We start from the raw sequence: 22,337 nt of genomic DNA, 5'->3' as shown, positions 1-22,337 counted from the left end.
AAGCAGAATTCCTGAATTCGGTGATCCGGCGGACAGTCCCCATAGGATACCAGACTTAAAACAACAGGTTATGACAGTAAATGCAGAAAAAGAAACGCCACCCGAGGGTGGCGTTGGAATGGATGCCGCGATCAGGCCGAGGCCAGGGCCGCGTTGGCGGTGCATCCTTGCCCGAACCAGGCAAGCTGGTCGGCCAGGGTCACCACCGAACCCACCATGATGAGGGCCGGGCTCTCGACCCCCAGCGCCAGCTCGGGGAGCCGATCCAGGGTGCCGCGAATGACCCGCTGGCTTGGCTGGGTGCCGCGCTCGATGAGCGCCACCGGGGTGTTGCTCGCCTTGCCGTGGGCCAGCAATTGCTCGCGGATGGTGGCGCAGGATGAGAGCCCCATATAGAACACCAGTGTCTGCTTGTCCTTGGCCAGCAATGGCCAGTCGAGATCCTGGGTGCCCCCCTTGCCGTGGGCGGTGACGAAACGCACGCTCTGGGCGTGATCGCGGTGGGTCAGCGGAATACCGGCGTAGGCCGCGCAGCCGCTGGCAGCGGTGATCCCCGGCACCACCTGAAAACCGATGCCTGTGCCGACCAGCGTCTCCAGCTCCTCGCCACCACGGCCGAAGATAAAGGGGTCACCCCCCTTCAGCCGCACCACCCGCTGCCCCTTCTTCGCCTCCTCCAGCAACAGCTGGTTGATCCCCTCCTGCGGTACGCAGTGGTTGCCCGCCTGCTTGCCGACGAAGATGCGCTTGGCGTCGCGGCGCACCAGTGCCATCACCTCGTCGGAGACCAGCCGGTCATAGACCACCACGTCCGCCTGCTGCATCTGGCGCAGGGCGTGCAGGGTGAGCAGACCCGGATCGCCGGGGCCGGCTCCCACCAGCACTACTTCGCCAGCGGTGTGGCTTTCGTCGGCAAACAGATTGTCGGCCAGCTGATTGGCAGAGGCGCTATCGCCCCGTGCCAGTGCCTGCCCGAGCCGGTCCGCCCCGAGCAGCCGTTCCCAGAAGCGGCGCCGCTCGCCCATGCTGGCGAAGCGGGCCTTGACCCGCTCCCGCAGGCTGCCGGCGAAGGCCGCGACGGCGCCCAGATGTTGCGGCAGCAGGGCTTCGAGTTTTTCCCGCAGCAGCCGGGCCAGCACCGGTGCCTTGCCGCCGGAGGAGATGGCCACCATCAGCGGCGAGCGGTCGATGATCGACGGCATGATGAAGCTGGAGCGTTTCGGGTCATCCACCACGTTGGCAAAGATCCGCGTCTGATTGGCGCTCTGGTAGACCAGGGCGTTCACCTCGCGCCGATCGGTGGCGGCCACCACCAGCCACTTGCCCGTCAGTTGTGCCGGCGCGAATTCACCGGCCAGCCACTCGATGCTGCCGTTGGCAGCCAGCTCTGCCAGCTCGGGGTCGAGCTCGGGCGCTACTACTGTGAGCTGGGCACCGGCATCCAGCAGCAGGCGCGCCTTGCGCTCCGCTACCTCGCCGCCGCCGACCAGCAGCACGGGTTTGTTGTCGAGTCGGCAAAAGATGGGCAAGTAGTCCATGGGGCCTCCTGATCAGGCGGTTTGGGTCTGGCTGGCAGTGGTGGCGGTCTCGCTCACAGCGACCGGGCGCTCAGCCTTGGGGGTGGCATACCAGTAGCCGAGGCCCATGAAGAGGGCGCCGGAGACGGTGTTGCCCAGGGTCACCCACAGCAGGTTGTGGGCGATGCCGCTCAGGGTGTAGGCCTCCGAGTGGGCGCCAAACCAGGAGAGGGCGAACAGGGTCATGTTGGCGACCGAGTGCTCGTAGCCGGAGGCGATGAAGGCCAGCAGACACCACCAGATGGCGATGAAGCGGGCAGCCCCTTCGGTGCGCAGCGCCATCCAGATGGCGAGGCAGACCAGCCAGTTGCAGAGGATCCCCTTCATAAACAGGGTCAGTGCCGGTGCCTGGGTTTTGGCCAGCGCCACCTTGTGGGCCAGGCTGCCCGCATCCGGCAGCAGGCTGCCGCCGTATGAGTAGATGAGCGCCACCGCGATGGAGCCGAGCAGGTTGCCAGCCCAGGTCTGCGGCAGGATGCGCAGCAGATCCCCCATGGAAATCTTGCCGGTCTTCACCCCGAAGGTGAGGAACATGGTGTGGCCGGTAAACAGCTCGGAGCCGGCGATGATGACCAGGGTCAGGGCGATGCCGAAGGTGGCCCCCATCACCAGCGGACGGATGCTCGGGTCCACCAGGTTGCCCAGGGTGAAGATGAGGATGATGCCAAGGCCCACATAGGCCCCCGCCATGGCAGAGCTGAGCCAGAAGCCGAGCTTGTCGCTGCGCTCGAAGCGGTTGATGCGGGCCGCGTTGGCGGCGCACTTGTTGATGGTTTCGGTATACATCTTTGTTTCCTTCAAGAGGGCCGCCCGCGGGCAGCCCTGACTGTTTTTTAACCCCCTCCCTGCCTCCCCCTTGTCAAGGGGGAGGGGCTTTTTGCTCCCTCCCCTGTGAAGGGGAGGGCCGGGGTGGGGTCTGGTGTTAGACGGCGACCCAGACCTGCTGGTCGCGTACTTCAACGGGGTAGCTCTGCACCGACATCGCAGGGTAGTCGAAGCAGTGGCCATCGCTCAGGCGAAAGCGCTGCTTCTTGAGCGGGCTGGCCACCCAGAGCTCGCCGTCGTGTTCGCAGATCAGGCCCCGCGACAGCACGTTGGCGGCGAAGAAGGGATCCCGGTTGTCGATGGCGAACACCTCGGCGGCCGCGCTCGGGCGGAACAGGGCGATCTGGCGACCTTCAATGAGGGCGCAGACACCGGTGCCCGGCAGGATGTCGTTGAGTTGGCAGGCAAGTTTCATCATTTGGTTTCCACCTCGATCTGGTAGACGGGGATGCGCTCGGCCGGAGTGGCGGGTCTGTGCTGGTCGCGTTCGGCGACGAACTGCACGTCCGGGTCGCGCTTGTCGCTGTTGATGAAGTGGCTGAATCGCTTGAGTGCCTCCTCTTCGTTGAGGGTGCGCGACCATTCGCACTCGTAGCTGTCGATAAGGGTCTGGATATCGCGCTCCAGGGTGTCGGCCAGCCCCAGCTTGTCGTCGACGATCACCTCGCGCAGGTAGTCGACGCCCCCTTCAAGATTGCCGAGCCAGACCGAGGTACGCTGCAGTTTGTCGGCGCTGGTGACGTAGAGCATCATAAAGCGGTCGATCAGCTTGATGAGGGTCTCGCGGTCGAGGTCAGACGCCAGCAGATCGGCGTGGCGCGGCTTCATGCCACCGTTGCCGCCCACATAGAGGTTCCAGCCCGCATCGGTGGCGATGATGCCAACGTCCTTGCCCTGCGCTTCCGCACACTCGCGGGTACAGCCGGAGACGCCGAACTTCATCTTGTGCGGGGTGCGAATCCCCTTGTAGCGGTTCTCGAGGAAGACCCCGAGGCCGACGCTGTCCTGCACGCCGAAGCGGCACCAGGTGCTGCCGACGCAGGTTTTGGCCATGCGCAGCGCCTTGGCGTAGGCCTGACCTGTCTCGAAACCCGCTGCCAGCAGTTTGCGCCAGATGGCGGGCAGATCATCCTTCTGGGCCCCGAACAGGCCGATGCGCTGGGCGCCTGTGATCTTGGTGTAGAGCTTGTAGTCGCGGGCCACTTCGGCCACCGCCAGCAGCCCCTCCGGAGTCACTTCGCCACCGGCCATGCGCGGGATGACGGAGTAGCTGCCGTCTTTTTGCATGTTGCCGAGGAAGATGTCGTTGGTGTCCTGCAACGGGATGTTGCGCGGGCTCAGCACATGCTCGTTCCAGCAGGAGGCGAGGATGGATCCGACGGTCGGTTTGCACACCTCGCAGCCATAGCCCTGACCGTGCTTGGCCAGCAGCTCGTCGAAGCTCTTGATCCCCTCCACCTTGACCAGATGGAACAGCTCCTGGCGGGAGTGGGGGAAGTGGGCGCAGAGGTGGTTGTTGACCTCGATGCCCTGCTTCACCAGTTCGGCGTTGAGCACCTGACTGATGAGCGGCACACAGCCGCCGCAGCCGGTACCGGCCTTGGTGTGCTGCTTGATTGCGGCAAGGGTGGTGTGACCCTCGGCCACCGCCTTGGCGATGTCGCCCTTGGAGACGTCGAAGCAGGAGCAGATCTGGGCGGTTGAAGGCAGGGCATCCACCCCCAGCGTCGGCTTGGCACCGGCGTAGGCGGGCAGGATCAGGGTATCCGGGTGGCTCGGCAGCGGCAGGGCGTTGAGCATCATCTGCAGCAGGTTGCCGTAATCTTCCACGTCACCCACCAGCACGGCGCCGAGCAATCGGCTGTTGTCTTCGCTCACCACGATCTTCTTGTAGACGCCGGCCTGATCGTCCTGAAACACATAGCTGTGGCTGCCCGGGGTGCGGCCGTGAGCATCACCGATGGAGCCGACGGAGACGCCGAGCAGCTTGAGCTTGGCGCTCATGTCTGCCCCTTCGAAGCGGCTGTCGCCGCCGAGCAGATGGTCGACGGTGATCTGGGCCATCTTGTAGCCCGGCGCCACCAGTCCGAAGAAGCGGCCCTGCCAGGCGGCGCACTCGCCGATGGCGTAGATGTCGGGGTCGGAGGTGAGGCAGTGATCGTCGATGACGATGCCGCCGCGCTCGGCGATGGCGAGATCACCGTAACGGCCGAGGGTATCTTGCGGGCGGATGCCGGTGGAGAAGACCACCACGTCCACTTCAAGCTGGCTGCCGTCGGCGAAGGCGAGGCGGTGTTTCGCCTGCTCGCCGCCATGCATCAGGATCTCGCTGGTGCTCTTGCTGGTGTGTACCTGAACGCCCATGGATTCAATCTTGCGGCGCAGCAGCTGGCCGCCCTGACCGTCGAGCTGCTCGGCCATCAGCACAGGAGCAAACTCCACCACGTGGGTTTCGAGACCCAGTGCCTTGAGGGCACCGGCGGCTTCGAGGCCAAGCAGACCGCCCCCGATCACCACCCCGCTCTTGCCGCTCTTGGCGGCGCTGCGGATGGCTTTCAGATCCTCGATGGTGCGATAGACGAAGCACTCATGGTGCTGGCTGCCCTGGATGGGCGGCACCCAGGGGTAGGAACCGGTGGCCAGCACCAGCTTGTCGTACTCGACCACTGTGCCCTTGTTGGAGTGCACTTCGCGGTTGGCCCTGTCGATTTTTTTCACCGCTTCGCCGAGCAGCAGGCGGATGCCGTGCTTGTCGTAGAAGCCGGGTTTGACGAGGGAGAGATCTTCGCTGGTGTGATGGGAGAAGTAGGAGGAGAGATGGACGCGATCGTAGGCGGGACGGGGTTCTGCACCGAAGACGGTGATCTCGTAGCGGCCCGGGTCGGCCCGCTCGATCAGCTCTTCGATGAAGCGGTGCCCCACCATGCCGTTGCCCACAACGACCAGTCTGACTTTGCTCATAGTTGCCTCAAGTTTGGAGTAATAAAACATCATTCTGGGGCTAGGCTACCCAGTCGGCGGGGGTGGGCGATTGATGCAAATCAAGTGTCTGTTTATATATCTCTTCAGGGGTAATGTTCGAAAATTCAAGCATATACATAAATGGGTATATTGAAGGCTCATTCAGGGGCCCCGTCAGGGCAATCAGGGAGGGGGAAAGGGAAGGAGGCGAGGCCTTATCTGCCTGACGGAAAAGATGAAAATTGCCGCCATGGACCAGGAGACCCTGCATCGGGTCTCCTGGTGGAGCGCCGACACCGTCAGGCGATATGGCGGCGGAACAGGGCGAGGGCCAGGGAGAGGCTGATGCCGCCGATGGCGATCAGGGGCCAGAGCAGGGGCCAGGCCGCCGACCAGCCGAGCCCCTTCAGGAAGACCCCCTTGAGCAGCACGATGAAGTGGGTGAGGGGGTCGATGGCCGCCAGCCATTGGAACACCTGGGGCATGTTCTCCACCGGCGAGATATAGCCCGAGAGGATCACCGCCAGCACGGTGAAGGAGAAGACCCCGAGAAAGGCCTGTTGCTGGGTCGAGCAGAACGACGAGATGAAGAGCCCGATCCCGGCCAGTGCCAGGCCGTAGCAGACCATGCCCGCCAGCAGTAGACTGAGGCTCCCCGCGAAGGGGAGGTGAAAGACAAAACGGGCGGCCAGCGCGACTATGCACCCTTGTCCCACCGCCACCAGGATGCCGGGCACTGCCTTGCCCGCCATGATCCAGCCTGCGGTGAGGGGGGAAACCAGCAGCTGATCGAAGGTGCCCTCCTCCCGCTCCCGCGCGACCGAGAGGGCGGTGACAATCAGACAGCCGGTGGTGGTGATGATGGCCACTAGGGCCGGCAGGATATGCCAGTGGAACTCGATATTGGGGTTGTAGAGGTTGCGCACCGCGAGGGTCGGCGGCGCCTTGCCTGCGTTCCCTTCTTCATTCTGCCAGCGGGCGATCACCTGACTGATGTAGCCCGCCGCCACCTGACCGCCGTTGGAGCGGCGGCCGTCGATGATCAGCTGCACCTTGGCCGGTTCGCCCCGCGCCAGCCGGCGGGAGAAATCGCTCGGGATGACCAGACCGAGGAGCGCCTGCTGTCCGGTGATGGCCTCGGTCATGCCCGCCTCGCCCTGCACCGGGATGATGGTGGTGAAGGCGGGCATATGAGTGAGGCGCTCCAGCAGCTCGCGGCTCTGGGCACCGCCATCCTGGTTGTAGATGGCCAGCGTGTTGCCGGTCACCTCCAGAGTGGCGGCGAACGGAAAGAGGGCGGTCTGCAGCAGCACCGGCATGATGAGCAGAAAGCGCCCCTGAGTATTGCCCATCAGGGCCTGCAGCTCTTTTCGGATCAGCCACCAGAGTCGGATCAGCATGGGTTACTCCAGAGTGCGCCGCGTCTTGCGGGCGGTCAGGGCCAGCCAGAAACCGGTCAGCAGCAGCAGACAGAAACCGTTGACCAGCAGGATCGAGAAGACGCTGCCCGCCTGATAGAGGGTCTGCAAGGAGCTCGCGAAGTAACGGGCCGGAATGAGGTGGGTGATGGCCCGAAGCAGCGGCGGCATGCTGGCGATCTCGAACACGAAGCCCGACAGCATCACGGCGGGCAGAAAGGCGGCGATCAGCGCCGCCTGCGCGGCGTTGAACTGGCTGCGCATCACGGTAGAGAGGAACAGCCCGAGCCCAAGGGCGCTGCCGAGAAAGACGCTGGTGACCAGAAAGAGCAGCAGCAGGGAGCCGCGCCACGGCACGCCCATTACCGCCACCGAGAAGAGCAGGCAGAGCAGCATGGCGATGATGCCAAGGCCATAGTAGGGCAGCAGCTTGGAGAGCAGCAGCTCCCCCTTGGTGACCGGGGTGGCGAGCAGCGCCTCCATGGTGCCGCGCTCCCACTCCCGCGCCACCACCAGCGAGGTGAGCAGGGCCCCTATGATGGTCATTACCACCGCAATGGAGCCCGGCACCAGAAAGTTGCGGCTCACCAGCGCCGGGTTGAACCAGGCGCGGCTCTCTATCGACACCGGCATGGCGACCCCCTCGCCGGCGAGCCACCCCTGCCAGATCCCCTGCACATAGTTGGTGACGAAGTTGGCGGTGTTGGGCTCGGAGCCGTCAGTCAGCAGCAGCGCCTGCGGCGTGCCATTGCCCTGACCGGCCATGGCGCGGGAGAAGCCGTCATCGATCACCAGCAGGCCGCGGATCTCGCCACGGGCCAGACTGGCGAGCAGGGACTCCTTGCTCGGGCCGCTGTGGATCTCCAGCGCGGTTGAGCCGCGCAGGGCCTGCTCCAGCCGCACCGCCGGGGCGCCGCTGTCGGTACGCCAGATGCCGAGGCGCAGATGGTCCACATCCAGATTGATGGCGTAACCCATCACCACCAGCAGCACCACCGGCATGATGAAGGCGATGAGGATGCTGCTCGGATCTCGGACGATTTGCAGCATCTCCTTGCGGCAGAGGGCCAGCAGTCGCCGACGGTTGATGCTCATGCGTCCTCCTCGCTGGCCCGCTCGACCAGGGTGATAAAGGCCTCTTCCATTGTTGGCAAAGAACAGGTCGGCAAGGAGCCGGTTGGCAAAGAGGTCGCCGCCTCTTTGGCGGCCAGCCCCTTGAGATCGTCCGGAGTGCCGAGGGCCAGCAGCTTGCCGCGATAGATGAGGGCAATGCGGTCGCAATACTCCGCCTCATCCATAAAGTGGGTGGTGACCAGCACGGTGACGCCGTGGTCGGCCAGCGCGTTGATGTGCGACCAGAACTCGCGCCGGGTCACCGGATCGACCCCGGAGGTGGGCTCGTCGAGAAACAGCAGCGGCGGCTCGTGCAGCAGGGCGCAGGCCAGCGATAAGCGCTGGCGCAGGCCGAGTGGCAGGGATTCCGCCTTTTGATCGAGCCAGGGGGCGAGGGCAAAGGCAGTCACCATGGCGTCGATCCGCGTCTGCTGGTGGCGGCCGAACAGGCCGTAAATACCGGCGAAGAAGGAGAGGTTCTGGGCCACGGTGAGCTGCTTGTAGAGGGAGAACTTCTGCGCCATGTAGCCGAGACGCTGGCGCGCTGCCGAGGGGCTGTGGGCCAGATCGATGCCGGTCACCAGCGCCTGTCCCTCGCTCGGGCGCAGCAGGCCGCACTCCATCTTGAAGGTGGTGGACTTGCCCGCCCCGTTGGGGCCGAGCAGGCCGAAGATCTCGCCGCGGCGCACCGCAAAGCTGACGTCATCGGTGGCGGCAAAATCGCCGAAGCGCTTGGTGAGGTGGCGCGCCTCGATCACCGCCTCGGGGGAGACCCCCTGCGGCAGTTCCGCTTCGCGCATCCCGGTTGCCAGACTCGACTCACCGCCGGGGCCGCCGCCGAGCAGGTCGATAAAGGCATCCTCCAACCGGGGCTGGGCCGGTTGAAAGGCGCCGTTGGCCAGTTGCAGCTCCGCCAGCGGCGGGGGCGTCATGCCCGGGTGCAGCAGCAGGCGAACCCGCTCCCCCGCCACCGCGCCATCCATCACCGCCGGGTGAGCCAGTGCCCGGCGCAGCAGGGCGCGCCGCTCGCGGCCATCCAGTTGCCCCGCCTCCAGCAGCCAGCAGCGGCTGGCCATGGCTCCCATCAGATCGGCCGGGGTGCCGCTGGTGCGCACCTCGCCATCCGCCATCAGCAGCACGTGGTCGCACAGCTCCGCCTCATCGAGATAGGCGGTACTCCAGAGCACCGTCATCCCTCCCTTGGCCAGCTCGCGCACCATCTGCCAGAGGGCGCGGCGGGAGATGGGATCGACCCCGACCCCCGGTTCGTCCAGCAGCAGCACATCCGGGGTGCCGAGCAGGGCGCAGGCCAACCCGAGCTTCTGTTTCATCCCGCCAGAGAGCTTGCCTGCCGGCCTTGCGGTGAAGCGGGCAAGATCGGTGAAGGCGAGCAGCCGCGCAAAGGTGGGCGTGCGTTCGGGCTCCAGTACGCCGCGCAAGTCAGCGTAGAGGGTGAGGTTCTCCAGCACGCTGAGATCCTCGTAGAGGCCGAACTGCTGGGGCATGTAGCCAAGGCGCTGGCGCAGCAGATCTCCCTCGCTCACCGGATCCAGCCCCAGCACCCGGATGGTGCCCGCTTCCGGGATCAGCAGACCGGCCAGCAGGCGTAGCAAAGTGCTCTTGCCGGCGCCGTCGGGGCCGACCAGCCCGGTGATGCCGCCAGCCGGAATGGTGGCCGAGATGGCGTTGAGGGCGACCCGATCGCCAAAGCGTTTGGTGAGCCCCTCGAGGGAGATGGCGCAGCTCATGGGGCCAGCCTGACGGTGACCGGCATCCCTTGGCGCAGGGCCGGGTCGGGATCCTGTACCACGATGCGCAGCCGGTAGACGAGGTGGGTGCGCAGGTCCGGTGTCTCCACCGATTTCGGGGTGAACTCGGCGTTCGGCGAGACAAAGCCCACCACCCCGTGATAGGGCTTATCCGGCCGCGAGTCGGTGGTGAGCGTCACTTTGGCGCCGCTCGGGAAGTGGCCGAGCCAGGGCTCCTCCACATAGGCGCGCACCCAGACCGGCGCGGTCAGGGAGAGGTTGAAGGCGGTCGCTCCGCTCTGCACCATGCTGCCGTTCTCGACGGCGCGGCTGATGATGATGCCGTCGCTGGGGGCGGTCAGGCTGGCATCCGCCAGCGCCAGCTCGGCACTGGCGAGCGCCGCTTTGGCCCCTTCCAGCTGGGCATCGGACTGGGCAATCTCTTCCGGGCGGTAGCCGGTTTCGAGCTGGGCGAGCTGTTCGCGTGCCGAGCGCACCTGGGCCCGGGTCTGATCCCGCTGGGAGCGGGCGGTATCGAGCTGACCGCGGGAGATGGCGCCGGTGGCGGCCAATGCGCTCTGGCGGCGCCACTGCTGGTCGGCTTCCAGCGCAGCGGCGTCTGCGGCGGCCAGTGCAGCCCGGGCGCGGTCGGTCTCTTCGCTGCGATAGCCTTTGTGGATCAAGGCGTTGGCGGCAGTGAGCGCAGCCAGATTGGCCAAGGCGCTGTCGCGGCTGTGGGTGAGGGGCGCCGGATCCAGGCGTGCCAGCAGTTGACCTGCTTTTACCCTATCCCCCTCGTCTACCAGCACCTGATCGACGCGGCCGCCGACCCGAAAGGCCAGATTGACGTCGCGAATATCGACGTTGCCGTAGAGGATGGAGCCGTCAGCCGGGCGCCCCTGCCACCAGAGGTAGCCACCGATAACGGTTAGCAGCAGGGCTACGATTGCAATGCGTTGCTTCATACCGCTTCTCCTTGAGGGTGGTTCTGCAGCCAGAGGTAACCACTGAGAACCGCCAGCAGCAGAGCTACCATAGCGATGCGTTGTTTCATGCCGCTTCTCCTTCTTTCATGTCGGTGGGGCGCAGGCCGCGCAGGGCCCATACCAGCCGTTGTCTGGCGGCCTCGGGGTTGTCTATCTGGCTGAGAAAGGGGGCGGCCTCTTCGGGCAGCCAGCCGAGCTGGCGACCGCTGCCGGCGATCACCAGCGGCAGGCCGACCGACCCCATGATGAAGATCATCAGCTGGAGCGGGTGACCGGCGACCAGCGACCCTTCCGCCTGTGCCATCCGTACCTGTTCGATCAGCAGCAGGGGATGGCGGCGCGGCAGGCTGAGCAGAAAGCGCTGGGCCGCCCCTTCGCCCGCCAGCGCATCGCCAAACAGGTGGTTGATAAAGCCGCGCTGGCGCGCCACCAGCCCGATCAGCGCCTCCATGGTCGCCTCGAACATGGCGATGGCAGAGGGGTAGGAGCCTTTGGCTGCCACCGATTTGAGCTCGGCATAGAGGGGGGCGTACCAGAGCTCCACCAGCTCGTCGATAAAGGCGTCGCGGTTGCCGAAGTGGTAGACGAAGGAGCCGAGGTTCACCTCGGCCGCTGCCGCCAGCTCGCGCACCGTGAGGCCGCGCAGCCCCTTGTCGGTGGCGATGGCGAGGCCGGTATCGAGCAGTTTCTGACGGGTGGGGTGCATCTGGCTGGCGCTCTTGGTGTATGCATTTTGTACGCAATTATACGGCCGTATAAAAAATGCGGAAGCGGGCAGCAGGATCTTTTTGCCCGCAATGTGATCCGCCCCGCTCTGAGGGGGCGTGATTCCCGTCCGGCAGGGGGAAGGATCCACCGATTGTGCCCAAGCCACGGGTATGTCGGTGTGATGGGGTGGTGACAGGCGCTTCTGGTCCCGGGGGCGGGCGCTCGGGCCACAAGGGGCCTGTGATGGAGCCGGGCGCTGCCTGACCCGGATCAGGGGGTGTCGGTGGCCCCGGTGTGATAGGGGGGCCGGGCACAGGTGTCCCGTATCAGGGCGCGCAGCCAGCGGTGGCCCGGATCGGCATCCTGACTGGGGTGCCAGAGCAGGGCGACCCGGATCCCTGGCAGAGCGAAGGGCAGGGGCAGGGTGACCAGATCGCCGAGCAGGCTGGCGCAGTGCAGGTGCGGCACCGTCGCCACCAGATTACTCTCCCTGACCAGGGCCAGCGCCGTCGCAAACCCGGGAACCAGGGTGGTGATGGTGCGCCGCTTCCCCTGGCCTGCGAGGATCTCGTCGATGAGGCTGTGTGGCTGGCCCCGGCGGGAGACCAGCACGTGGCGGGCGGCGGCATAGCGCGCCACGGTCAGGGTGCCGTCGCAGAGGGGGTGGTCCGGGTGCACCACGGCGACGAAGTGGTCCTGGAACAGGGCCTGGGTGCGCAGCTCGGGGGCCGTGGTGGCGCCGATGACCCCGGTCTCGAAGTCCAGCTCGCCACGGCGCAGGGGGCCGCTCTCCTTGTCGGGTTTGGCCAGAAAGTGCAGCCGCACCCCGGGGGCCTCGACGGCGAGGCGCGCCAGCAGGGCGGGGCCTACCGCCTCCACGAAGCCGTCGCTGGATCGCAGGCGGAAGGTGCGCTCCAGGCTCGCCGGGTCTACTTCCTGCTGGGGGCGCAGCACGGCCCGGGTCTCCTGAACCAGGCGGGCGACCTCATCCCGCAGGATCTGCGCCCGAGGTGTGGGGATCAGGCCGCGTCCCGCCCGCACGAGCAGCGGATCCCCCGTGGTCTCCCGCAGCCTTGCCAGGGCTCGGCTCATGGCGGAAGCACTCAGGCCTAGCCGTCTGGCGGCGCCCGCCACACTGCCCTCTTCCAGCAGGGCATCCAGGGTGATCAGCAGGTTGAAATCCGGGGTCATGGTCGTCTCCTCGCAGGCGGCGCCTGACGGGCCGACCCCTTCATGATACGCGAGTTGCCGTCTCTTCATATGGCGTCTGATGCAACTATAAGCTGCAATCCGTGCGTCTTCCGCCTTGTCATCCCCCCCGCTAGCCTGGGTGCATCATCACTTGCCGGAGAGACTGCCATGTCCACACCACTTCTTGTTTCCCCTCCCGTGACGCGCCGTCTTGGTCTCGCGGGGCTCGGGCTCGCCACCCTGCTGCCCATGCTGGCGGGCAGCATGGCCAACCTGGTGCTGCCTGCCCTGGGGCGGGACTTCGGCGTGCCCTTCGCCAGCCTGCAATGGGTGCTGGTGGCCTACCTGCTTGGGATCACCAGTCTGACGGTGGTGGCGGGCCGGCTGGGCGATCGTCTGGGGCGGCGTCGCCTGCTGCTCTGGGGGACCGGGGTCTTTGCGCTGGCTTCCCTGCTGTGCGCCCTGGCCCCTTCCATTGGCTGGCTCATTGCCGCTCGCACCCTGCAAGGGGCGGGTGCGGCCTGCATGCTGGTGCTCTCGCTGGCCATGGCAGGAGAGCTGGTGCCGCCAGCCCGACGGGGCTGGAGCATGGGAATGCTCGGCACCCTGTCGGCCTGCGGCACAGCGCTCGGCCCCTCCTTTGGCGGCCTGTTGATCGGCGGATTTGGCTGGCAGGCTCCCTTCCTGCTGCTGCTCCCCCTGACGTTGCTGGCGCTGGGGTGTGCCTGGCGGGATCTGCCCCGGGATGAGGCGGGCTCTGCCGAGGGAGGCCTCCCGCTCACTAGTCTGTTGCTGCTGGTGACGGCGCTGCTCTGCTACGGGCTGGCACTGACCCGGGGCAGCCCACTCGGGGTCTGGCCGGGGATAGGTGCGCTCGTCGCCATGGTGCTCTTCGTGTGTGCCGACTCGGGCGCCCGTCGCCCCTTGCTGCCCCTGGCGCTGCTGGGGGCGTCCAGGCGAAGAGGCGGGATCATCGCCAGTGCGCTGGTGGCCAGCGTCATGGTGGCGACGCTGCTGATCGGTCCTTTCTACCTTCACGGCGCCTTTGCCCTCGACATGGGGACGGTGGGGCTGATGATCTCCATGGGCCCCCTGCTGGCGGCGCTGTCCGGCATGCCCGCCGGCTGGCTGGTGGACAGGGTGGGGGCGACCCCTGTGGTGCGCCTCGGCCTGGGGCTCATGGTGGTGGCCGCCGTCTTGCTGGCCCTGCTGGACAGGGCGCTCGGGCCCCTCGGCTACCTGCTGCCCATCCTGCTGCTCACCGCCGGTTATGCCCTGTTCCAGACCGCCAACAACAGCGCCGTGGTGGGGGAGGCAGAGGGGGCGAGCCGGGGCGCCGTGGCCGGGCTGCTGACCCTGTCGCGCAACCTGGGCCAGCTGACGGGGGCGGCGGGGCTGGGGGGCCTGTTCGCCGCCCTGGCGGGGCGGCCCGATCTCGCCCTCGCGACGGCGGACGAGCTGGCGTTCGCCACCCGGGTCACCTTCGCCCTGACGGCCTTGCTGCTGATGAGTGCGCTCTGGCTGGCGGGAAGGGAGGAGCGTGCCGCGCAGGATGACGCGACCCGGGACGGCTGCGAGTCGGGAGAACGCTGAAAACGAAGACGCCTCCACAGGGGAGGCGTCTTGCTATGGGATTGAGCAAGATAGTAAACCGCTCGGATCCTCGTTATCGATCAACCTGTTACAGAATGAAGCGGCTCAGGTCCTCGTCTTCAATCAGCTTGCCGAGGTGGGCGTTGACGTAGTCGGTGTTGATGACGAAGGTCTCGCCGGATTTCTCGGAGGCGTCGTAGGAGATGTCTTCCATCAGCCGCTCCATCACGGTGTGCAGACGGCGGGCGCCGATGTTCTCGGTGCGCTCGTTGACCTGCCAGGCCGCTTCGGCCAGACGGCGGATGCCATCCTGGGTGAACTCGATGTTGACCCCTTCGGTGGCCATCAGCGCCTTGTATTGATCGGTCAGGGAGGCGTTCGGCTCGGTCAGGATGCGCTCGAAGTCTTCGGTGGTCAGGGCGGTCAGCTCGACCCGGATCGGCAGACGGCCCTGCAGCTCGGGGATGAGGTCAGACGGCTTGGCGATCTGGAAGGCACCGGAGGCGACAAACAGGATGTGATCGGTCTTGACCATGCCGTGCTTGGTGTTGACGGTGCAGCCCTCGACCAGCGGCAGCAGGTCGCGCTGAACCCCTTCACGGGAAACGTCCGGGCCCGAGCTCTCGCCGCGCTTGCAGATCTTGTCGATCTCGTCGAGGAAGACGATGCCATTGTTCTCGACGGAGGCGATGGCCTTCTGCTTCAGCTCTTCCGGGTTGACCAGGCGGGCCGCTTCCTCTTCGATCAGCGCCTTCATGGCCTCCTTGACCTTGATCTTGCGCTTCTTCTTCTGGTTCTGGCCCAGGTTCTGGAACAGTCCCTGCAACTGGTTGGCCATCTCTTCCATGCCCGGCGGGGTCATGATTTCGACACCCATGGGGGAGGCGGCCAGATCCAGCTCGATCTCCTTGTCATCCAGCTGACCTTCCCGCAGTTTCTTGCGGAAGATCTGGCGGGTGTTGGAGTTGTCGGCTTTCTCTTCCTCACCCCAGCTGTTGCGCGGGTTGGGCAGCAGGGCGTCGAGGATGCGCTCTTCGGCGGCTTCCTCGGCGCGGTATTTCATCTTCTCCATCTCGGTCTCGCGCACCAGCTTGATGGCGACATCGGTCAGATCGCGGATGATGCTGTCCACTTCCTTGCCCACATAGCCCACTTCGGTGAACTTGGTCGCTTCCACCTTGATGAAGGGGGCGTTGGCCAGCTTGGCCAGGCGACGGGCGATCTCGGTCTTGCCGACGCCGGTCGGGCCGATCATCAGGATGTTCTTCGGGGTCACCTCGTGGCGCATCTCCTCGGAGAGCTGCATCCGGCGCCAGCGGTTGCGCAGGGCGACGGCGACCGCGCGCTTGGCGTCGGCCTGACCAATGATGTGTCTGTCCAGCTCGTGGACGATTTCTCTCGGGGTCATCTCGGACATGATGGCGTTCCTGTATCCGGGGCGGGCAGGGCCCACCCCTTGGAAAATGGGGCGTCTGGCAAGGCGGCCTTATTTGGCGGCCCTATTTCGCCGACTTATTTAGCTGAATAATCCAGCACTTCGATGGTGTGGTTGCCGTTGGTGAAGACGCAGATGTCGCCCGCAATCTTGAGGGACTTCTCGACGATGGTCCTGGCATCCAGCTCGGTGTTCTCCAGCAGGGCGATAGCGGCGGACTGGGCGAAGTTGCCGCCGCTGCCGATGGCGATGAGATCGTGCTCCGGCTGCACCACGTCACCGTTGCCGGTGATGATGAAGGATTTGTGCTCGTCGGCGACGGCCAGCAGCGCCTCGAGGCGGCGCAGGGCGCGATCGGTGCGCCAGTCCTTGGCCAGCGCCACGGCGGCGCGCTCCAGGTTGCCCTGATGGGCCTGCAGTTTGGCTTCGAAGCGCTCGAGCAGGGTGAAGGCGTCGGCGGTGCCGCCGGCGAAACCAGCCAGTACCTTGCCGTTGTAGAGGCGATGAACCTTGCGGGCGTTGCCCTTCATGACGGTGTTGCCAAGAGAAACCTGGCCATCGCCACCGATGACGACCTGACCGTTGCGGCGAACTGAAACTATGGTAGTCACTTTACTTACCTCGCTTGAGCCGAATGACGGCCTGACTGTGCATGGAGGAAAAGATGGGGATGGCAAAACGGCTTTTCAAGCCTGTGCCGAGCACGGATCGCGGGGGAGGGATCGGGTGGGCGCGGGATGGCGCCAAAAGAAACAGGGCCGGGTGTTGCCACCCGGCCCTGTGCATGGACGCGGCGATCACCCCTTCTTGGGGATGCAGCCGCTGATGCCCGAGCCCTGCAGCTTGCGGTTGGCCGCGTCGGCCGCCGCCTTGCCGTTGAAGGGGCCCACCATCACCTTGTAGACGGCGCCACCGGCCCCGTTCACCACCTGCAGGCTGGAAGAGAGCCCGGCGGTGAAGGCGATGCGCGCCTTGAGGGATTCCGCGGAATCCTGGGAGCGCAGGGCGGCACACTGCATCATGTAGCGACCGCCGTCGGCGGCTGCGGTCTGTGCAGTCTGGGTCGCCGCCTTGGCCCTGGCGGCCTCGGCCCGCTCCCGCTCCAGTTCGGCGCGGATCTCCCGCTCCATCCGCTCACGCTCGGCCTTCTGGTCGATCACCTGCTCCCGGGCGCTGGCGACCGGGGCGCCGGTGGCCGGCTTGGCCGGTTGCACCGGTTGCGGCTGATAGGGCTTCACCTGACCGATGGGGGTTCCCGGCTGGGGGATGTCAGTCGCGACCGGCTTGGGCAGTGCCTCCGGTTGCAGGGTCATGGTCTCGGCGGGCGGTGGCGGCAGCACGCCCGGCTGGGGCGGCGGCTCTATGATGTCCACCTGCTTGTTCTCCAGCCGCTCGATGTAGCTCCACTTCTCCTGGGGCAGGGTATTGCCCTGTGCCTTGGGTTTGTTGGCCTTCACCTGCTCTTCGATGGTGGGGGCATCGGCGCCCTTGCCGTTGATGAGGTAGAGGAAGGCGCCGAAACCGACGACCAGGGCCCCGGCCAGCAGTGCCGGGATAACAGGAAAGCGGCGAGGGGCCGCTTTCTTGATGTTACGGCCACCCGCCCGTCGTCTCGGGCTGTTGCCGACGTAATCCCGGGTCGCCATCTATTACATGCGCTCCAGGGTGTGGATGCCCAGCACGCCCAGGCCCAGCTTGAGCACCTTGGCGGTGGCGGCGCACAGCAGCAGACGGCTCTGGCGGGTCGCCTCGTCCACGCCGTCCTTGTTGATCGGGCAGGCTTCGTAGAAGGTCATAAAGTTGCCAGACAATTCATAGAGATATGTGCACAGAAGGTGCGGCATCCCTTTGTCCGCCACGCCGTTGACCGCGTCGGAGAACTGGATCAGCTTCTGGGCCAGGGTCTCTTCGGCGTCTTCGCTCAGGACCACCTTGCCGCTCAGGGTGTCGGCATCGACGCCGGCCTTGCGGAAGATGGACTGGATACGGGTGTAGGCGTATTGCAGGTACGGCGCCGTGTTGCCTTCAAAGGAGAGCATCAGATCCCAGTCGAAGATGTAGTCGGTGGTGCGGTTCTTGGAGAGATCCGCATACTTGACCGCGCCCATGGCGATGGCGTGCACCACCTGGGCCTTCTCTTCGGCAGAGAGGTCGCTGTTGCGGCTCTCCAGCAGGGCGCTGGCGCGCTCTTCCGCTTCGTTCAGCAGGTCGACCAGCTTGACGGTGCCGCCGGAGCGGGTCTTGTAGGGACGGCCGTCCTTGCCCAGCATCATGCCGAAGGCGTGGTGCTCGAGGGGCACGGATTCCGGCACATAGCCCGCCTTGCGGGTGATGGTCCAGGCCTGCATCAGGTGCTGGTGCTGACGGGAGTCGATGAAGTACATGACCCGGTCGGCGCCCAGGTTTTCGTAACGGTATTTGGCGCAGGCGATGTCGGTGGTGGTGTAGAGGAAACCGCCGTCGCTCTTCTGGATGATGACGCCCATGGGCTCGCCATCCTTGTTCTTGAACTCGTCCAGGAAGACCACTGTGGCCCCTTCGCTCTCGACTGCCAGCCCCTTGGCTTTCAGGTCGGCAACGATCTGCGGCAGCATGTCGTTGTACATGGACTCGCCCATGATGTCCTTGTTGGACAGGGAGATGTTCAGACGGTCGTAGTTGCGCTGGTTCTGCTCCATGGTCATGTCGACCAGCTTCTTCCACATGGTGCGGCAGTACTCATCGCCACCTTGCAGTTTCACCACGTAGTTGCGGGCGCGCTCGGCGAAGGCTTCGTCTTCGTCGTAGTGACGCTTGGCCTGGGTGTAGAAGGCTTCCAGGTCCTTGAGCTCCATGTCGGAGGCGTGCTCGTTGGCCATCTTCTCCAGATAGGCGATCAGCATGCCGAACTGGGTGCCCCAGTCGCCGATGTGGTTGGCACGCACCACCTTGTGGCCCAGGAATTCGAGGGCGCGGGCGGCCACGTCACCGAGCACGGTGGAGCGGATGTGGTGCACCGCCATCTCCTTGGCCACGTTGGGGGCGGAGTAGTCCACCACCACGGTCTGCGGCGCTGGCAGTTTCACGTTGGCGTTGTCGGAGGTCACCATGGCTTCCACCTGACCGGCCAGCCAGCTCGGGTCGAAGAAGAAGTTGATGAAGCCGGGGCCGGCGATCTCGACCTTGGCGATCAGATCGGAGGCAGGCAGGTGCTCGATGATGGCAGCGGCCAGCTCGCGGGGATTCTTGCGGGCCGGTTTGGCCAGCAGCATGGCCAGGTTGGTGGCCAGGTCGCCGTGAGCCTTCTCCTTGCATCGGTCTACTTGCACCCGGGCTTCCAGGTCGGCGGGCAGGACGCCTGCGGACTTGAGATTGGCTACCGTTTGTTCAAGTAGATGATGAATATGCTCTTTCATAACTGACCACCGAGGTTGCGCGTCGAAAAGTGACTGACTGGATAAGGGCGTGAATTTTACCCGCATCGGGCCGAGAAAACTATAGGAACGGCCCGCACCCGTGGGCGTGGCGGATATTTCACTGCGTTTTCCACCACATTGCAGGATATTGATTTGGGTAAGTGGTGGTTATCCATTTCTACTGCATAACGAAACGGCTTGTCCAGGCTATTTTCCCCTGATTATGACAGGGTTATTTATACCGATTCGATCTGAATGATCCCGCTTCCCGTGGCGGTCGTATCCTTTGAGGACGCCGTTGGAGGATGATTCCCATGACACTGGTACTGTTTCCACTCTCCGCTCACCTGCTGCCGGGCGGCATCATGCCGCTGCGCATCTTCGAGCCCAGATACCAGCGCATGATCGCCGAGTCCCGGGAGCGGGAGTTCGCGCTCTGCATGCTGGACCCCCGCCAGCCCGACGCGCTGCGCAACATGTACCCCATCGCCACCCGGGTGCGCATCATCGATTTCGATCTGCTGCCCGATGGTTTGCTCGGCATCACGGTGCTCGGGGTGGAGCGGGTGCGCATCACGGATCTCTGGCAGGAAGAGGACGGTCTGCGGGTCGGCGAGGTGGAGCCCCTGCCCCCCTGGCAGAGCGGCAGGCTCCAGGCGGATCAGCACTCCCTGGCCAAGGCGTTGCAGGACGTGTTCAACGACTATCCGGAGTATGCGGCCCTCTATCCGGAGCCGGACTGGGAGGATGCGAGCTGGGTCGCCCAGCGCTGGCTGGAGGTGCTGCCCATCCCGGTGGAGCAAAAACAGTGGCTGGTGGCGGCCAAGGACAACCAGCCCACCCTCTCCCTGCTGAGCGGTCTGCTGGTCGCGAGCCATTGAATTCCCCTTCCCGGTGATCCTTTTTCCTCGCTCACCGTATTGGGGGTGAACACCACACGCGAGGGATGGCGCAATGGCATATACTGGCCAACAACAATCGGCTCCACGCAGGACATCGCCCCCCATGGACAACCCAGACGGCGACCTCACATCTTTGCTGGTCCGGGTGGCCGAGCGTGCCGACAAGGCTGCCTTCGCCACCCTGTTCCACCACTTCGCGCCGCGCATCCGCAGCTACGGGCTGCGCCACCTCGGCAGTGAAGCCAACGCCATGGAACTGGTGCAGGAGACCATGCTGCTGGTCTGGCAGAAGGCACGGCTCTATCACCCCGACAAGGGCGCCGCCACCACCTGGATCTACACAGTGATGCGCAACCAGAGCTTTGACATGCTGCGCCGCCGCCGCGCCAGCAAGGAGGAGCTCTGCGCCGAGGAGATCTGGCCGTTGCTGGAGTTCCGGGCCGAAGAGGAGCACCTGAGCGGCGGTGAAGACGCGGTGCTGACCCGCCAGATGGCCCACTATGTCGCCACGTTGCCGGAGCCGCAGCAGCAGGTGGTGCGCGGCATCTACCTGCAGGAGCTCTCCCAGCAGGAGCTGGCCGACCGGCTCGGCGTGCCTCTTGGCACCATCAAGTCCCGGCTGCGGCTGGCACTACAGAAACTGAAGGAACAAGTGGAGCAAGGCCATGATTAAGACCCATCCGACTGAACCCATGCTGCGCGCCTTCGCCGCCGACGAGCTGCCCCTGCCGCTGGCCGTCGGTGTCTCCGCCCATTGCGAGTTCTGCCCCGAGTGCGCCGCCCGGGTGAAGGAATTTGAAGAGGCGCTGGCGTGCCAGCATCTCGCCCCTGACGCGCCGGACGAGGCGCTGCCCGCCGGATTCGATGCCATGCTGGCGGGCATACTGCAACAGCCGGTGGTGACGGAGGCGGCGCTCGCCCTTCCCGAGAGCCTGAGGCCAGAGCTCAGGGTGGCGGGTCACAGTTACCGGCTGCCGCGGGCATTGGCTCGGCATCATGCCCCCAGGTGGCGTCATCTCGGGGCCATCCGTCAGGTCAGCCTGCCCCTGGACGAGATGGGGGCGCGGGCCAACCTGCTCCACATCGAGGCGGGGGGGCGGATCCCGGAGCACACCCACAAGGGATATGAGCTGACCCTGCTGCTGGCGGGCACCATCGAGGATGGCGACACCCGCTATCAGGCGGGGGACTTCATCTGGCGTGACGCCAGCCACGCCCACAGCCCCCGTACCCCGGACGGCTGCCTCTGCTACACGGTGCAGGATGCCCCCGTGCAGTTCACCAAGGGGCTGTCACGGCTGCTCAACGGCATCAGTCAGCACCTCTATTGAGTTGGGCTCACGGCTGCCCGGTGATCGCGGGCTGCCGCGCGACTGAGGCGGTATCACGGCATGAAAAAAGGGACCCTCGGGTCCCTTTTGTGTTGCTTGGCGGCGAAGCCCATCAGGCCACGAAGACCAGGTAGACGACGAAGGCCAGCAGGAAGCGGTAGATGGCGAACGGGATGAAGTCGAGACGACGGATCAGCGCCAGGAAGGTCTTGATGGCGACCATGGCCACCACGAAGGCGGTGACGAAGCCCACCGCAAACATGGGGAAGTCCGCCATGGAGAGGAAATCGCGGCTCTTGTAGAGATCCAGGCCGCTGGCCGCGATCATCATGGGTACCGCCATGATGAAGGAGAATTCCGCTGCCGCGTGGCGGCTGATGCCCATCAGCATGCCGCCGCTGATGGTGGCGCCGGAGCGGGAGAAACCGGGCCAGAGAGCCAGGCACTGGAACAGGCCGATGCCGAAGGCCTGCTTGTAGCTGATGTCGTCTAGGGTCTCCGCGGTCACGGCGGGGCGGAACTTTTCGGCGATGATGAGCAGGATGCCACCGGCCACCAGGGCATACATCACGGTTTCCGGCCCGAACAGATTGGCCTTGATCCAGCTGTGGATGGCCAGCCCGACGACCACGGCGGGCAGCATGCCGAGGATGACGTGCACCAGGGAGAGGGTCGCGTGGCCCGGGGTCGGTTTCTGACCGAAGTGAATGCCGATGAGTCCGAACAGGCGGCGCCAGAACATGACGACCACTGCCAGGATGGAGCCGAGCTGGATCACCACCTCGAAGGTGGCGGCCTTGGGTCCTTCAAACCCGAGGAGGTGGCCGACGATGATCATGTGGCCGGTGGAGGAGACGGGGAGGAACTCGGTCAGGCCTTCCACTATGCCCAGCACAAAGGCGACGAACAGGGCGTAGGATTCGGTCATGGTGCAGATCTCTTGGTTATGGGGTCTGGATAAAATCAACCCCGAACGGGTCGGGGCGGCCAATGATGGCGGAAAATCGCGCGGGCAACCAGTGAATATTGGGGATTTCAGCGCCCTGTTCCGGCCGGGAAAGGGCGCTGGCGGACCATGCAGGGCGCGGCTTGAAGCATGTTGTCAGAAACCATGACTGCCCCGTCACGTTCTGACAGGGCAGTCACGCCAGATG

At 65.4% G+C, this 22,337-nt stretch carries 19 protein-coding genes; 4 read left to right on the top strand and 15 right to left on the bottom strand.

The annotated features are described in order from the left end of the window. Window positions 1-131: 131 nt before the first annotated feature. The 10 genes from cysG to I6L48_RS02825 all read right to left on the bottom strand — a co-directional run bounded on the left by cysG (window position 132) and on the right by I6L48_RS02825 (window position 12,527). Complete coding sequence (gene cysG, locus I6L48_RS02870) at window positions 132-1,538, bottom strand: siroheme synthase CysG (protein ID WP_216987764.1); 1,407 nt, start codon at window positions 1,536-1,538, stop codon at window positions 132-134. A 12-nt stretch (window positions 1,539-1,550) separates the two neighbouring features. Continuing rightward, window positions 1,551-2,363 carry a nitrite transporter NirC gene (nirC, locus tag I6L48_RS02865; protein ID WP_216987763.1) on the bottom strand — a complete coding sequence of 271 codons (813 nt, stop codon included), beginning with the start codon at window positions 2,361-2,363 and terminating at the stop codon, window positions 1,551-1,553. A gap of 136 nt (window positions 2,364-2,499) precedes the next feature. Then, window positions 2,500-2,817 (bottom strand): nitrite reductase small subunit NirD, encoded by a 318-nt coding sequence (gene nirD, locus I6L48_RS02860; protein ID WP_216988057.1) that lies wholly within the window; start codon window positions 2,815-2,817, stop codon window positions 2,500-2,502. Beyond that, a complete protein-coding gene (nirB, locus tag I6L48_RS02855; protein WP_216987762.1) occupies window positions 2,817-5,363 on the bottom strand; it encodes a nitrite reductase large subunit NirB in 2,547 nt (848 codons plus the stop codon). Before nirB ends, nirD begins: the two co-directional genes overlap by 1 nt. Window positions 5,364-5,662: 299 nt before the next feature. Further along, window positions 5,663-6,763, bottom strand: coding sequence for an ABC transporter permease (locus I6L48_RS02850; RefSeq protein WP_216987761.1), 1,101 nt, complete (start codon window positions 6,761-6,763; stop codon window positions 5,663-5,665). A 3-nt stretch (window positions 6,764-6,766) separates the two neighbouring features. Next, window positions 6,767-7,876: an ABC transporter permease gene (locus I6L48_RS02845; protein WP_113069177.1), complete on the bottom strand. Its 1,110-nt coding sequence runs from the start codon at window positions 7,874-7,876 to the stop codon at window positions 6,767-6,769. Beyond that, window positions 7,873-9,642, bottom strand: coding sequence for an ATP-binding cassette domain-containing protein (locus I6L48_RS02840; protein WP_113069175.1), 1,770 nt, complete (start codon window positions 9,640-9,642; stop codon window positions 7,873-7,875). The genes I6L48_RS02845 and I6L48_RS02840 overlap by 4 nt, the downstream gene beginning before the upstream one ends. Continuing rightward, window positions 9,639-10,607, bottom strand: a complete 969-nt coding sequence (gene hlyD / locus I6L48_RS02835; RefSeq protein WP_216987760.1) for a secretion protein HlyD — start codon at window positions 10,605-10,607, stop codon at window positions 9,639-9,641. The genes I6L48_RS02840 and hlyD overlap by 4 nt, the downstream gene beginning before the upstream one ends. An 85-nt stretch (window positions 10,608-10,692) precedes the next feature. Beyond that, window positions 10,693-11,334: a TetR/AcrR family transcriptional regulator gene (locus I6L48_RS02830; protein WP_113069171.1), complete on the bottom strand. Its 642-nt coding sequence runs from the start codon at window positions 11,332-11,334 to the stop codon at window positions 10,693-10,695. A 272-nt stretch (window positions 11,335-11,606) separates the two neighbouring features. Next, window positions 11,607-12,527: a LysR family transcriptional regulator gene (locus I6L48_RS02825; RefSeq protein ID WP_113069169.1), complete on the bottom strand. Its 921-nt coding sequence runs from the start codon at window positions 12,525-12,527 to the stop codon at window positions 11,607-11,609. Window positions 12,528-12,695: 168 nt separating this feature from the next. On the opposite strand from I6L48_RS02825, the gene I6L48_RS02820 reads away from it, so the two are divergent. Then, window positions 12,696-14,120, top strand: coding sequence for an MFS transporter (locus I6L48_RS02820; RefSeq protein ID WP_113069167.1), 1,425 nt, complete (start codon window positions 12,696-12,698; stop codon window positions 14,118-14,120). 88 nt (window positions 14,121-14,208) lie between these two features. Here I6L48_RS02820 and hslU read toward each other — a convergent pair whose 3' ends face one another. From hslU to argS, 4 genes are all read right to left on the bottom strand, one after another. Further along, on the bottom strand, window positions 14,209-15,537 hold the full coding sequence (gene hslU, locus I6L48_RS02815; RefSeq protein ID WP_010676031.1) for an HslU--HslV peptidase ATPase subunit: 1,329 nt from the start codon (window positions 15,535-15,537) through the stop codon (window positions 14,209-14,211). Between the two features lie 95 nt (window positions 15,538-15,632). Then, a complete protein-coding gene (hslV, locus tag I6L48_RS02810) occupies window positions 15,633-16,166 on the bottom strand; it encodes an ATP-dependent protease subunit HslV (protein ID WP_005340772.1) in 534 nt (177 codons plus the stop codon). A gap of 186 nt (window positions 16,167-16,352) precedes the next feature. Further along, on the bottom strand, window positions 16,353-17,201 hold the full coding sequence (locus I6L48_RS02805) for an SPOR domain-containing protein (protein WP_052815344.1): 849 nt from the start codon (window positions 17,199-17,201) through the stop codon (window positions 16,353-16,355). 3 nt (window positions 17,202-17,204) lie between these two features. Further along, window positions 17,205-18,950, bottom strand: a complete 1,746-nt coding sequence (gene argS / locus I6L48_RS02800) for an arginine--tRNA ligase (RefSeq protein ID WP_010676028.1) — start codon at window positions 18,948-18,950, stop codon at window positions 17,205-17,207. Between the two features lie 314 nt (window positions 18,951-19,264). Here argS and I6L48_RS02795 point away from each other — a divergent pair, with 314 nt between their 5' ends. From I6L48_RS02795 to I6L48_RS02785, 3 genes are all read left to right on the top strand, one after another. Further along, window positions 19,265-19,831: an LON peptidase substrate-binding domain-containing protein gene (locus I6L48_RS02795; protein ID WP_010676027.1), complete on the top strand. Its 567-nt coding sequence runs from the start codon at window positions 19,265-19,267 to the stop codon at window positions 19,829-19,831. A gap of 124 nt (window positions 19,832-19,955) precedes the next feature. Next, the gene (locus I6L48_RS02790; RefSeq protein ID WP_010676026.1) at window positions 19,956-20,525 is read left to right on the top strand and encodes a sigma-70 family RNA polymerase sigma factor; all 570 of its coding nucleotides are present in this window, start codon (window positions 19,956-19,958) and stop codon (window positions 20,523-20,525) included. Next, window positions 20,518-21,183, top strand: coding sequence for a ChrR family anti-sigma-E factor (locus tag I6L48_RS02785; protein WP_216987759.1), 666 nt, complete (start codon window positions 20,518-20,520; stop codon window positions 21,181-21,183). The genes I6L48_RS02790 and I6L48_RS02785 overlap by 8 nt, the downstream gene beginning before the upstream one ends. A gap of 112 nt (window positions 21,184-21,295) precedes the next feature. Here the strand turns inward: I6L48_RS02785 and bacA are convergent, their stop codons facing one another. Further along, window positions 21,296-22,111: an undecaprenyl-diphosphate phosphatase gene (gene bacA, locus I6L48_RS02780; protein ID WP_010676024.1), complete on the bottom strand. Its 816-nt coding sequence runs from the start codon at window positions 22,109-22,111 to the stop codon at window positions 21,296-21,298. Between the last annotated feature and the right edge of the window lie 226 nt (window positions 22,112-22,337).

Origin of the sequence: Aeromonas sp. FDAARGOS 1418 (genome assembly GCF_019048585.1) — a bacterium.
Taxonomy (GTDB): Bacteria; Pseudomonadota; Gammaproteobacteria; order Enterobacterales; family Aeromonadaceae; genus Aeromonas; species Aeromonas caviae.
The sequence above is the reverse complement of the archived record's forward strand: the minus strand, read 5'-3'. Positions and strand labels throughout refer to the sequence as shown.